Annotated in this window: 11 protein-coding genes and 1 tRNA gene; 6 read left to right on the forward strand and 6 right to left on the reverse strand. The window is 69.6% G+C overall.

Annotation, left to right across the window (positions count from 1 at the left end):
• The first annotated feature begins 221 nt into the window (after positions 1-221).
• Positions 222-1,004, forward strand: coding sequence for an alpha/beta fold hydrolase (locus ACIOJE_RS11515; RefSeq protein WP_400775315.1), 783 nt, complete (start codon positions 222-224; stop codon positions 1,002-1,004).
• A 203-nt stretch (positions 1,005-1,207) separates the two neighbouring features.
• Positions 1,208-2,323 carry a nucleotide disphospho-sugar-binding domain-containing protein gene (locus tag ACIOJE_RS11520; RefSeq protein WP_400775317.1) on the forward strand — a complete coding sequence of 372 codons (1,116 nt, stop codon included), beginning with the start codon at positions 1,208-1,210 and terminating at the stop codon, positions 2,321-2,323.
• Between the two features lie 594 nt (positions 2,324-2,917).
• On the opposite strand, the gene ACIOJE_RS11525 is transcribed toward ACIOJE_RS11520, so the two are convergent.
• Positions 2,918-5,455: an ABC transporter permease gene (locus ACIOJE_RS11525; protein ID WP_400775320.1), complete on the reverse strand. Its 2,538-nt coding sequence runs from the start codon at positions 5,453-5,455 to the stop codon at positions 2,918-2,920.
• Positions 5,456-5,460: 5 nt separating this feature from the next.
• Entirely contained in the window at positions 5,461-6,162 is a 702-nt protein-coding gene (locus tag ACIOJE_RS11530; RefSeq protein WP_400775323.1) for an ABC transporter ATP-binding protein, read from the reverse strand.
• 507 nt (positions 6,163-6,669) lie between these two features.
• On the opposite strand from ACIOJE_RS11530, the gene ACIOJE_RS11535 reads away from it, so the two are divergent.
• Both ACIOJE_RS11535 and ACIOJE_RS11540 read left to right on the forward strand, forming a co-directional pair.
• Positions 6,670-6,891: a hypothetical protein gene (locus ACIOJE_RS11535; RefSeq protein WP_280673687.1), complete on the forward strand. Its 222-nt coding sequence runs from the start codon at positions 6,670-6,672 to the stop codon at positions 6,889-6,891.
• Positions 6,863-7,966 carry a tyrosine-type recombinase/integrase gene (locus ACIOJE_RS11540; RefSeq protein WP_400775327.1) on the forward strand — a complete coding sequence of 368 codons (1,104 nt, stop codon included), beginning with the start codon at positions 6,863-6,865 and terminating at the stop codon, positions 7,964-7,966. Before ACIOJE_RS11535 ends, ACIOJE_RS11540 begins: the two co-directional genes overlap by 29 nt.
• Positions 7,967-8,393: 427 nt before the next feature.
• Here ACIOJE_RS11540 and ACIOJE_RS11545 read toward each other — a convergent pair whose 3' ends face one another.
• From ACIOJE_RS11545 to ACIOJE_RS11560, 4 genes are all read right to left on the reverse strand, one after another.
• A complete protein-coding gene (locus ACIOJE_RS11545; protein ID WP_280673691.1) occupies positions 8,394-8,951 on the reverse strand; it encodes a hypothetical protein in 558 nt (185 codons plus the stop codon).
• 22 nt (positions 8,952-8,973) lie between these two features.
• On the reverse strand, positions 8,974-10,620 hold the full coding sequence (locus ACIOJE_RS11550; RefSeq protein WP_400775329.1) for an alpha/beta hydrolase: 1,647 nt from the start codon (positions 10,618-10,620) through the stop codon (positions 8,974-8,976).
• Entirely contained in the window at positions 10,617-10,928 is a 312-nt protein-coding gene (locus tag ACIOJE_RS11555) for a hypothetical protein (RefSeq protein WP_400775331.1), read from the reverse strand. Before ACIOJE_RS11555 ends, ACIOJE_RS11550 begins: the two co-directional genes overlap by 4 nt.
• A gap of 595 nt (positions 10,929-11,523) precedes the next feature.
• Positions 11,524-11,597: transfer RNA gene (locus ACIOJE_RS11560), tRNA-Gly, on the reverse strand.
• A 278-nt stretch (positions 11,598-11,875) separates the two neighbouring features.
• On the opposite strand from ACIOJE_RS11560, the gene ACIOJE_RS11565 reads away from it, so the two are divergent.
• Complete coding sequence (locus ACIOJE_RS11565) at positions 11,876-12,097, forward strand: hypothetical protein (protein ID WP_153461495.1); 222 nt, start codon at positions 11,876-11,878, stop codon at positions 12,095-12,097.
• A 72-nt stretch (positions 12,098-12,169) separates the two neighbouring features.
• Positions 12,170-12,745 carry a dCTP deaminase gene (gene dcd, locus ACIOJE_RS11570; protein WP_280673742.1) on the forward strand — a complete coding sequence of 192 codons (576 nt, stop codon included), beginning with the start codon at positions 12,170-12,172 and terminating at the stop codon, positions 12,743-12,745.
• The last annotated feature ends 66 nt before the right edge of the window (positions 12,746-12,811 follow it).

Below are 12,811 nucleotides of genomic sequence, written 5' to 3' on the forward strand. Positions count from 1 at the left end.
GCCGGGCAGGGATTCCGTCACTGCTTGGACGGCGGACGCGGGTGGACAGTTCCGCCCTCACCGTTCCCACACCCTCCCCCGCGCCCCTCCGGTGCGCCCTTCACGCCCCCTTCATTGCACTACACGGTGCAGTTGAATCACTGATCTGCACCGTGTAGTTTACTTCTCGTCGACGGAAACCGCCCGCCGACCGCCCGACCAGCCGGAAAGGCCCAACACCCATGCCCACCATCACCGTCGGCACCGCCCGCATCCCCTACCGCGTCGTCGGCTCCGGCCCCGACACCCTCGCCCTGGTCCACGGCACCGGCCCCGGCTCCGCCATGTGGGACGGCCTGCTGGACGCCTTCACCGACCGCTACACCGTGCTGCTGCCCGACCTGTCCGGCAGCGAGGCCGCCGAGGACGACGGCGCCGCGCTCACCCTGGAAACCCTCGCCGCCCAGGTCAACGCCGTCATCGACGCCGCCGGCCGCGGACCCGCCGACATCCTCGGCTTCTCGCTCGGCGCCGTCGTCGCCACCGCGGCCGCCGCCCTGCGCCCCGACCAGGTCCGCCGCCTGATCGCCGCCGCCGGCTGGATCAGCGCCGAACAGGACGAGTACCTGCGCCTCTCCATGGCCACCTGGCTGTCGCTCGCCGACCACCCCGCAGCCTTCGGCGGCTACGCCACCCTCACCGCGTTCAGCCGCGGCTTCCTCGACCGGATCGGCCGCGAGGCCGTCGAGGCCAACGCCGCCTACCTGCAGCCGACCCCCGGCACCCTGCGGCACATCGCCCTCGACCTCAGCCTGGACCTCGCTCCGCTGCTCCCCCGCGTCCAGGCCCCCACCCTGGTGATCGGCTGCACCCAGGACGCCACCATCCCGGTGGAGAACACCCGCCGCCTGCACGCCGCCCTGCCCGGCAGCGAGTACGCCGAGTTCGACACCGGCCACATCGTGATCGCCGAGGAGACCGCGAATTTCACCAGGACCGTCCGGGACTTCCTCGCCGCCGCCTGAACGCCGCGACCCGGCCGACCCGTCTGACCAGGGACGCCGTCCCGTCAGAGCACACCGAGCGCACCTTGGCAAGACCCGTGACAGAACGTCCGATAACCACGCCCCCACACAAGTTCGAATTGACCGATCGTCAGCTCGCGAGGAGAGACTGATTTGACCGCCGATGTTCGCACACAACCCGCGATTCCGACCGGGAGACCACCATGCGCATACTCTTCACCGGCCCGGCCGCCGCCGGCCACCTCTTCCCGATGGTGCCCACCGCCCAGGCCCTGCGCGCCGCCGGACACGACGTCCTGTTCGCCAGCGCGCAGCCGCTGGAACAGCTCCGGTCCGCCGGATTCCCGATCGTCGAGATCGGCGACGGACGCGGCCTGCGGGAGATGTTCCAGGAGTTCCTCGGCGAGGAGATCCAGTACGTCTCCCCCGAGCGACCGCAGGCCGAGATCCTCGCCAACGCGGCCCGCGCCTTCGCCCACGGCTCCCGACCCGCCGTCGACCACCTGCTGGAGGTCGCCGCCAGCTGGAGCCCCGACCTGCTCATCCACGACTCCTTCCACGCCGCGCCCCCGCTCGTCGCGGCCAAGCTCAAGATCCCCTCGGTGGTCCACAACTTCGGAGTCACCCCCGGCGGCGCCATGGTCAAGCTCCTCGCCGAGAGCTTCACCGACGTCTACGAGCGGCACGGCCTCACCGGGCCGGCCGAGGCCACCGCGCTGAACCTCGGCCCGCTCGGCGGCGACCCGGACGGCCTGCGGATGCGCTACGTGCCCTACAACGGCGGCGGCGTGGTCCCCGCCGAGTTCCTGCACGCCGCCGACCGCCCCCGGATCACCATCACCCTGGGCACCGTCCTCACCGAACTCGACGGCGTCAACGCGGTCGTCCGCCTCGTCCAGGCCGCCGCCGAGGTCGACGCGGACTTCCTGCTCGCCGTCGGCGGCGCCGACCTCACCCCGCTCGGCACCCTGCCCGCCAACGTCCGCGCCCTGCCCTGGGTGCCGCTCAACGAACTGCTCGGCCGCTCCGACGCCCTGATCCACCACGGCGGCTCCGGCACCATGCTCACCGCCCTCCAGGCCGGCCTGCCCCAGCTGCTCCTGCCCCAGGGCGCCGACCACTTCGCCAACGCCGAGGCCCTCACCGCCGCCGGAGCCGCCCTGCGCTCCACCTCCGACACCGTCGACACCGCCACCCTGAACCGTCTCGTCACCGACCCCGACCTCCGCGCCGCCGCCCGCTCCGTCCAGGCCGCCAACACCGCCCTCCCGACCCCCGCCGCCCTCGTCCCCGCCCTCGAAGCCCTCACCACCTCCTGACTCCCGCCCCACCCCGAGGAAGCCGCAGGCCGCCAACCTGCGGCTTTCCGCACACCCTCTGACCTCGCGTGGATTCTGCTCAACTCCCCCGCAGCACCTCGGCCCTCGGCCCGACTCACAGCCCCATGGACCTTCGTCCAGACGAAGTACCGCCGAGGTTTCTCGCCTCACCGCGATACGTCGACACTTCCGGCTTCAAGATCGGACACAGCGGCCACAGCGGCCCCGAAGTCCTCCACCCGAACATCTGGCACGGCCACGGCCCCGGCCAGGTCCCTCTCTGGCTGGACAGGGCCAGACGGGCCGGGCTCGCCCTCGTCGACCCGCTCGAAGGTTGGCGTCAGGCCCTGATCGCCGCGGACGTGGTCCTGGGCGACTTCGGCTCGGTCAGCTCCTACGCGGCCGCGTGCGGCACCCCCGTACTGCTGGGAGCCGCCGGACTCGATGCGCTCGGGGAGTCGTCACCCGTCGCGGCGTTCATCCGGTCCGCCCCCCGCCTCGATCCGTACGGCCCGCTGTTGCCCCAGCTGGACAAGCTGCTCGCCGACCACCGCCCCCTCGACGGGCCGGCCGAGTCGACGACCTCGGTTCCCGCTACTCGCGCAGTCCCATGGCCTCGACCGGCTCTCTGCGCAGCGCCAGCCGGGTGGTCAGCAGCACCGTGCCCAGACCCAGCAGCGCCGCCCCGCCCAGCACCGCGGCCGCCCAGGCCGCGGGAACGGAGGGCCAGGCCGAGCCGGTGAGCGCGAGGCTGACGGGCACCAGGACGGCGGCGGTGACCGCGGCGCCGAGGACGAGGGCCACGCCGACCGTGATGCCGCCCTCCCAGACCATCATGCGCAGGATCTGTCGGCGCGTGGTGCCCACCAGGCGCAGCAGGGCGAACTCGCGCAACCGCTCGGTCGTGGCCATCACCAGGGTGTTGACGACGGCGATGGCGGTGAAGAGGCTGATCATGCCGAGGAGCAGCCGGCCGACGGCCGTGGCCGACTCCTGCCGGTGCCTGCGCGCGTTGTCGTACGTGGCCCGGTCGCTCGTACGGGCCATGGGGTAGGCGGAGGCGAGGTTCTGGAGTTCCCGGCCGACCTGCTGAGGGTCGGCGTCGGGGGCGGACCGGACCAGGACCGTCGGCGCGAGAAAGTTCGGCGTGTGGGCGGCCGCGAACTCGGTGGGCAGGAGCGCGTCGGCGAACCGCAGGTCGCGGTCATAGACGGCGGCCACCGTGGCGATGCTCTCGGTGCCGTCCGGCCAGCCGATCCGGACCTCGGTGCCGACGCCGGCGCCGAGGGCGGAGGCGGACCGCTGCCCCAGCGCCACGCCGTCTCCGCGTAGTTGGGCCAGCGAACCCGCAGTGACCCCGGGGTCGAGCAGCTCGGACAGATCCTGGGGATCGACCACCTGGGCGTCGATCCCCTGCGAGCCGGCGGTGCCGGGCGACGCGGCGGACACCATGGTCATGGTGGGGACGACCCCACTGACCGCCTTCACACCGGGCAGTCGGCGAGCGGCGGCGACGAAGTCCGGGGGCAGCCCGATCCCGTCGGCCTGGACCACGTGATCGGCCCGCAGCCTTCGACCGTCCTCGGTCACGGCGGCCTGGGCCTTGACGCCGGGGACGAACAGCACGGTGCTGGTAAAGGCCACGGCCAGCGCCAGCGGGGTGACGGCGGCGGCGAAGCGGCGAGGCTGGGTGCGCAGGGCTGCGGACGCGAGGAACCCCGCTACGGGGAAGAGCCTGCCCACTGGTCCACCGATCACCACACTGGCGACCCGCCCGATCACCGGTCCGAGGAGTGCCACCCCCAGGAGGAGGAGCAGCACCATGCTCTCGGCCGTGCCGGCCCCGCTGCGGCTGCCTGTGGAGGACGACAGCACCACGGCGCACACGGCGAGCGTCCCGGCCCCGAGCACCGCCCGTACCCAGCCGATCCGTGGCGCGGGCGCAGAGGACTCGCGCAGGGCCTGGGTCGGTTCGACCCGGGACGCCCGGCGCGCGGAGGCCCACACGGCGAGTTGCGCGGTGACGACGACCCCGCCGACGACGGTCAGCAATGCGGTGGGCCCGACGTGGAACGGTACGTCGGAGCGGACCACACCGCGGTCGACGAGTGCGCCGCGGAGCAGCGAGGCGACGCCGACCCCGACCGGGCATCCGACCAGCGCGGCGCCGAGGGTCAGGACCAACGTCTCCATCGCGATCATCCGCCGCACCTGTCCCGAGGTGGCGCCCACGGCCCGTAGCAGTGCCATCTCCCGCAGGCGTTGCTGGACGGTGAGCGCGAGCGCTCCCGCCACCACGAACACCGAGATGAGCAGGGACAGGATCCCGACGGTCCCTGCGAGCGAGGCCAGGCCGTCCCCGGGCCCGGGTGTGTTCGAGAACTCCCACTCGCCCCGCTGGGCACCGGTGTTCACCCAGGGCCCGGACCAGAGCTCCGTGCCAGTGGCCGGGAAGGTCTCGGCGAGGACCTGTTCGGCCTGCGCGGCCAGCGCCCGCGGGTCGGCTCCGTCCCGCGCCGTGATGCCGATCGCGTCCGCGCCCCTGGTGGTACCCGCGAGCCGGGCTGCCTGGTCGGGGCTGAAGAAGAGGACCGTCTGGCGTGCCAGCTTCCTTGGGGGTGAGGCCAGTCCGGCCACCGTGTAGGCGCGGGGGGCCGTGGTGGTGGCCAGCCGTACGGTGTCGCCGGGCTTCAGCCCTCCGCGTGCCGCCGTCGCGCTGTCGAGGACCACCTCGTCAGGGCCGGTCGGCGGGTGACCGGAGGTAAGTTCGAAGGGGGCGAGGACGGCGCTGGTCCAGGAGTGCCCGAGGGAGGCTCCGCCCTGCGGGCCGGAGAGAATCTGCCCCGATTCGGTGATCACAGCGGCAGGGAAGGAGACCTCCGGGGCTGCAGTCCCGGCGCCGGGCAGCGCGGCCAGCTGTCCGATCAGCGGATCGACGTCGGCCATACGGGTCGAACCGCCGATCACGACCGGGGCCGCGGCGTAACGTTCGGTGGGGGTGCCCGCGCGCAGAGCGGACTCCAGCAGGACGCCGCACGCGGCGGTCAGGACGAGGGCGAACGACAGTGCGGTGAAAGCCCCGGCGAAGCCCGCTTTCCGGGCGCGTACCGTCTGCCAGGCCAGTAGGAGCATGCCGTTCAGCGCCTTCCCAGGTGGGTCATCCGGTCCGCGACCTGCTCGGGCGAGGGGGCGGCAAGGGCCTCGGCGAAGGAGCCGTCCGCCAGGAAGAACACCTGGTCCGCGTAGGAGGCGGCGACCGGGTCGTGCGTCACCATGATCACGGTCTGCCCCAGTCCGTCGACCACGTGCCGCAACAGTCGGAGGACCTCTGTTCCGGTGGTGCTGTCCAGGGCGCCCGTGGGCTCGTCCGCGAAGACGACCTCGGGCCGTGTCACCAGGGCCCGAGCAATCGCCACTCGCTGCTGTTGGCCGCCGGACAGCTGTGTGGGCAGGTGCCGCACCCGGTCGGCGAGGCCGGTCCGGTCGAGGATCTCCGTCAGCCATGTCCGGTCCGCCCGGCGCCGGGCCAGTCGCAACGGCAGAGTGACGTTCTGCTCGACCGTCAGGGACGGCAGCAGGTTGAAGGACTGGAAGACGAAGCCGATCCGCTGCCGGCGCAGGACGGTCAGCTCGGTGTCGCCGAGCGTCCCCAACTCCAGTCCAGCCAGCCGGACCTGCCCGGATGTCGGGCGGTCGAGTCCGGCAGCGCAGTGCAGGAACGTGCTCTTCCCGGACCCGGAGGGGCCCATCACCGCGGTGAACCCACCCCGCCGGAATTCCATCGACACCTCGCGCAGGGCGTGCACGGCCCCCGCTCCGCGCCCGTACACCTTGCTCACCCCGTCGAGCCGGACCGCCAGGTCCGGTTCCGAAGTGGAATGGATCTGTTCCGGATCGCTGAAATCCGCAGTCCGAGAGAAAACGGGAATCCCCTCCTCGATGTGGCACCCTGCCCTCATCGACCGCAAGCCTAGCCAAATCCACACCGCCCGCCTGAACCTCCGGCGACTTCCGGACAGCGGCCGGGCGGCGGCACCGGGAGCATTTCCCCAGGTCATCCGGTCGCCAAGTCTGCCGATTGCCCGGGAGGGTCTGGAAGTGGACAACCCATGGACACATTCATGTGAATCGCATGGGGCATTTCATGGAGCACCTCGTAGCCAAAAGCGCGCCCGGATGCCGGGATCGCACTTGTTCAAAATAATCAAACGCGAACCTCCGGAATGCGGCGGAAAAATCTTCCAGTCCGACTGCCCGGACTTCCGACGGTTCGGCCGATCATTGCCTTGGAGTACTTCAGAGAAGTCACGGGGGCGGCAATGCCTCGGCATTATGACGTGTATTGCATGGCCGATCCGACATTCTTCGACTCGCCCGTCGAGCTGAAGGAGGAGGGCCTGGATTTCGCCCTGTCCGACCGGGCGGTACCCGAGGGCTGGAGCCGGATCCAGAACGGTGACTGGGTGATATACCGCCCCGAGGGTGGCACGCCGCTGCCCAAGCAGGGCTGGAAGATCCACACGTCCGGCCGGGCGGAGAATGCCGGCACGGCGCCCCGGCGCTGGTAGCTTCCAGGCTCGGTACCTCGACGCGAACGGCATCCTTCAGCCGGCGCCGGAGACCTTCGAGACCAAGACCGACGCGGATGACTGGCTGGCCGAGATGCAGACCAGCATCCGGAAGAAGGACTGGCGTGACCCCGACGCCGGGGCGGTCAACTTCGCCAAGTACGCCGACGCCTGGACCACCGAGCGCGGCCTGATGCCGACCACGCTGGAGCTGTACCGCCGACTGCTCCGGCTGCACCTCGAACCGGCCTTCGGGGAGCTCGACTTGGACGAGATCACGCCTCCGCTCGTCCGTGCTTGGCGGGCCGAACTCCGGGCCACCGGCAAGCACACCACGGCCGCGAAGGCGTACCGCTTGCCGAAGTCCGTCATGGCAACCGCTACCGATGATGAGCTGATCCGCCGGAACCAGTGCCGGCTCAAGGGTGCGGGCAAGGAGTCGGCCGAGGAGTGCGGCATCGCCAGCATCGAGCAGGTCTACGAGCTGGCCGAGTTGGTGGGGCCACGTTGGCGCGCCATGGTCCTGCTCGCTGACTTCACGGCGCTCCGCCCGGAGGAGCTGGCTGAACTCCGGCGCAAGGACATCAACCTCGTGGCCGGTACGGTCCAGGTCCGGCTCGCGACCCCCGAACTCAACACCGGCCGGCGCGCGCTCGGCGACACCAAGTCCGAAGCGGGCAAGCGGGTCGTCACCATCCCCGCGGCTGTCCTCCCTGATGTCCGGCTGCACCTGGAGCTGTTCGCGGGGAAGGAGCAGGAGGGTCTGCTGTTCGTCGGCGAGAAGGGCGCCCCGTTCCACCGGACCACCTTCGGCCGGGGCGTGGCGCAAGGCACGCGCCAAGGCGGGCATGCCGGGCTTCCGCTTCTACGGCCTCCGGCACACCGGCACACCCTGGCCGCCGCGACCGGGGCCAGCCTCAAGGAACTGATGGCGCGCATGGGGCAGTCCTCCGTCCGATCCGCGCTGATCTACCAGCACGCCACCCGCGAACGGGATCAGAAGATCGCAGACGGCAGGGACGCCGAGATCAACCGCACCCTCGGTCGGGGCGCGACACCGCCCGACGAGTCATAGGGGCATGCAGGGGGCACGAGAGCCCAGAAACGCGAAAGGCCCGGCTCGGGGATCACGCCCCTGAGCTGGGCCTTTACTGCTGGAGCGGGCGACGAGAATCGAACTCGCGCTCCAAGCTTGGGAATCTTTGGACCTTCGAGCCCGAAAGGCCTCTGACCTGCGGCGATGCTCGACAGTCGAAGTACTGGCGCGGCTGGCCCAGCCCCCTGCCGACCGCTGTCTTCCGCTCGTTCTGGCACGGATCTGGCATGGGACTGTCGCGAGACGCCGCTATCCGTGCCAGTTGGCGCCAGTGCTGGCGTCGACCGGTGCTCAGCTCAGGTCGCTCGTTCCTCCACGTTGCGGTTGTGCGGTCGCACAGCCGCAACGCCCCGGAGAACGGGAGCAAGTGCTTGCGGATGGGGCGTTGCAACCGGCGACGGACCGGTCAAGGGGTGGGGGCAGGCGATGCGGACGGGGGCATCAGGCACGGGGTGGTGACGCTCAGGACCATGCGGTCGTTGCCCGCGGTGCTGGCGACGTCGACGACGTACCGGCTGCTGGGGTGGCGTGCGCTGACGGTGGAGTCCGGTTCCGCGCCTTGCGTCTCCTGGTATTCGGTGATCTTGAGGCCCTCGCTCGTGAGGCGGTCGCGGACCTTGCGGACGACATCGTTGTGCTGGGCGTTGGGGACGTTGCTGTGGACGCCGTAGATCAGGATGTAGCGGTCGTCCGGCGCAGTTTCGCCGTTCTTACCGATGCACGAGGTGAAAACGGGGTCGGCGGGTTCGTCGTTGATCCGGATCCCGGCGGTCTGGGCCAGGTGCTCGGTGAGCTGCTTCGCCCAGTCGAGTGTCTCCTGGCGGGTTTTGACGGGCAGGGGGTCGTTCTTCCCTGTTCCGGGGCTGGACATGCAGGCTCCGAGAGTCGTGACCATCAGCGCCGTTGCCAGGAGCTGCTTCAGCCGGGTGCCGATGACAGGCGGGTGGGTGGTCAGGTTGCGCATGGGATTCTTTCCGGTCAGCGGTTCAGTGGGGTATCGAACCCCAGAGCGGATCCTCCTTCCATGTGGTGTGGGGTGGCTTCCCGGCGATGATCTTGCCCTGGTTCTTCAGGCTGTCCGAGTTCTCATCCCAGTAGCCGCCGTGTCCGGACGTGTCGATGTTGATGTTGTTCCCGCCGAATCCCGCGATGTGCGGGCTAGGACCGAGCGAGAAGCCGCCGACCAGACGTGTGGGGTCGTCAGTGGCCTCGCCGATCCAGAGGTGATCGGGGTTGACATTCAACTGTTCGGCAGTGAGCACGCCCATGCCCGGGCTACCGAGGGTGACGATGTCGTCGGCGTCCAGGCCGTGGCTTCCTCCGCTGTCGGCGACGCCCACGGCGAAACTGCCGTAGCTGTGCGCGATGTAGCTGAGGTGAGTCCTCGGCTCGCCGTGCGCCGCCCTGAGGCCGTTGGAGAAACGGCGCATGTCCTCGGCGCCGTCGAGTCCGCGCATGGGACTCGACGCCCCGGGGAGACTCTCCGGGGCGTCATAGCCGAGGTAGGAGATGACCGAAACGGTTTCGCCGGCCTTGGCGTACTGCTTGCCATAGCCCTGCAGCTGTCGGATGCGGTCGATCTGGCCCGGCACCCCGTTGAAGTCGGTGTTCGTTCCGGGCACGAATACCGAGGTGTGGCTCGCCTTGTCGGGGTTGCCGGTCGCAACGATCGCGCGTCCGTCGCCCCCGTACGCCTCTGGGTCGATCGCGAGAAGGAACAGCTGATGCTCCTCGTCCTTCGCGTTGGCGTTTTCCTCGAGCTTCTTCTTGATCTCCGCCAGAGCGGCCTTGCGCTTGTCGTACGCGGCCTGGTCGAGGCCCAGAGAGGTAGGCGTCCCGGCCTGGAGGGCATCGAGTTTCTGATCGAGGACGAGGCGGTTGGCCTCGTCGCGGGCGCTCGCCGGAATACCGTCCAGGTTTCCGATCTGGGCCGCGTTCAGGGCGAGGTAGGTCTCTTGCTGGTCGGGTGTGAGGCCCTTCCACCAGTCGGCGTTCTTCTGCGGGTCCTTGCCGTCAGGAATGTACGGATCGACCAGCCCGAGATCCTTCATGACATCGGCGACGTCGGTGCGAGTCTCGGCCATGGCGCCGTTCGCCCGCTGGTCGCCGAGGATGTCGGCGCCGAGATGGCCGAGGGCCTTGTTGCCCTGGTCACTGGCCGCCTGTGCGTCCTTGATGGCCGTGTTGATCCGGTCCTGGAAGCCGCTCTTGAGATTAGCGAGGCTACGACGCGCGGCCTGCGCATCGGGGTCGTTATGCTCCCCCGGGCCTTCGGGTGGGAGATCGACGATCCCGTCGGCGGACACCGTCAACTTGGCATCCAACGCGCGGTGCACGGCGTTGGTCAGGTTGGTCTGCGCCTGGTACATCCGGTCCGCGACGGTGTTCAGAGTCAGCGCGGCCGCCTCCGCCTCGACCCGGACGACACCGAGTCGCTGCTCGGTCCGGTCCATGAATGGAAAGGCGGCATCGGCGTCCGCGCCCTTCCACCCACGGCGCAGCGGGCCGTTCACCTGGTTGCGATGCCGCGTGCTCGCACTCTCCATACTGTGGGCAAGGGCCTTCCACGCCTTCGCCGCGTCGCGCAGCCCGTGCGGGTCGAACGCGACCAGCAGTTCGTAGGCACTACTCACTGCGCCGTCTTCTGCTGGCTCCACGCGCCTGCGGTCGCCTGCTCGTTGTGCGCGTGGGCGTCGGCGTTGGCCTGCAGGTTGGCACTGGTGTCGGAGAGTCGTTTCCGGAGCGCGTCAAGCGGCGCGGTCCAGTCACTGCCGATCTTTCCGAGCCCTTGGGCAATCGACCAGCCGGCGAGCTGACCAGAGGCGGTAGTGGCCGAAGTCAGCGCGTCCTTAACAGGTTTGGCGACTTCCTCGGCGAGGTTCTTCGCCACTCCCGAGGAGGCGATGAGCGCTTGTGGATCAACGGTGACGGTGTCCGCCAAGGCGATTCCCCCCAGAATCAGATGATGAGCGTGTGCATGGACCAGCTCGACGGCATTCCGTTGGCACGGCGTTAGGCATCCATACAAACACTGAGATGATATGAGCATTAGGGGGTGCTGCGGTACGCCTTCTGCCCGTCCAGCCTCAGCACGAGGTGCGGCCCGGGCGACTGCGAGGGGGAAGGCGGAGAGCCGGACGGCCAGGGATGGCGGCGAAGACGGCCTGCTGTTCGTCGGCGAGCACGGTGCCCCACAACCCTCGCACCGTCCGCTTCGGACTCTCACCCGACCAGGACGCCCGCCCCGCCCAAGCCCTCGGTACCGCCGGCCGACTACGGCCCCTGACAATCCCACCGAGCACACGACTCATGGAGACAAGTGGGTCTTGCCGTTCTTGTGATCGACGAGTGGCCGGCAGCAAGTAGATCTCGCCATTGGAAGAAGATCGCCACTCGCCCGCCCAGGGTGCACGGCCCCGAGTAGAAATCCGTTGATCAGACCCAGCGGCAGCCTTCCAGCACGGGGCTAACAGGCATGCCCCGATTGGCCCAGACAACGCGAAAGCCGCAGGTCAACTGACCTGCGGCTTTCGGTATGGAGCGGGCGACGAGAATCGAACTCGCGCTCTAAGCTTGGGAAGCTCATGTTCTACCATTAAACTACGCCCGCCTGATGAGCTGTCAGAGACCGCTCGATCCAGTGTCACTGTACCCCATCCGTGACTGTGGTTGCACGGCCCGCCCGGGGACGTGGCGGAGCGGGGTGGAGGCGGGTGAGGGGCGTACTGTGTGGGCCGCGTACGAGTGCTCCGGTGGGGTGGGGTCGGGGCGGCGAGCCATGGTGTGGAATGTCCGGAACATCCCCTAATGTGACGCTGTCCCGGGGCTCGGTCCGCCGGGGCGCGATGAGTACGGGTGAGTACTGGGTTAGGGATGGGAAGGGGATCGATGGAGCAGCGCGCCGTCGTTCGTTGTGCCGAGGGGCACCTGTTCAGCACCACCACGTTCCCGATGCAGAACCTCGGTCCGGGCCGGCTCGGGCCCGGGCGGCTGATCCGCTGTCCGCAGTGCGGACGGCTCAGGAGTTCGGTGCTGGCCGACGTGCAGGAGCTGTCGGCGCCGCAACTGGCGCGGGCGATGCGGCTGGAGGCCGCGGAGTTCCTGGCCTGACGGTCGACGCGAGGACGGAACGGGCCCCGGGCGGATTCGTCCGGGGCCCTGTCGTGCACGTAACCTCGAAGCGTGCTGCTCTCTGACAAGGACATCCGGACCGAAATCGACCTGGGCCGGGTCGTCATCGACCCGTTCGACCCGGCGATGATCCAGCCGTCGAGTATCGACGTGCGCCTCGACCGCTTCTTCCGCGTGTTCGAGAACCACCGCTACCCGCACATCGACCCCTCCGAGGAGCAGCCGGACCTGACCCGGCTGGTGGAGCCCGAGGGCGACGACGCGTTCATCCTGCACCCGGGCGAGTTCGTGCTGGCCTCGACGTACGAGGTCATCTCGCTGCCCGATGACGTGGCGTCCCGGTTGGAGGGCAAGTCGAGCCTGGGCCGGCTGGGCCTGCTGACGCACTCGACGGCCGGCTTCATCGACCCCGGTTTCAGCGGCCACGTGACGCTGGAGCTGTCGAACGTCGCGACGCTGCCGATCAAGCTGTACCCGGGGATGAAGATCGGGCAGCTCTGCCTGTTCCGGCTCTCCTCGCCGTCGGAGCACCCGTACGGCTCGGAGCGGTACGGCTCGCGCTACCAGGGCCAGCGCGGCCCGACGCCGTCCCGCTCGTACCTGAACTTCCACCGCACCGAGGTCTGACCCGCAACAGAGCGCACCGGACGGGCGGCCATCCCTCGACGAGGGGTGGCCGCCCGCGGCGTTGCT

The organism is Kitasatospora sp. NPDC087861, from assembly GCF_044742585.1.
Taxonomy (GTDB): Bacteria; Actinomycetota; Actinomycetes; order Streptomycetales; family Streptomycetaceae; genus Kitasatospora.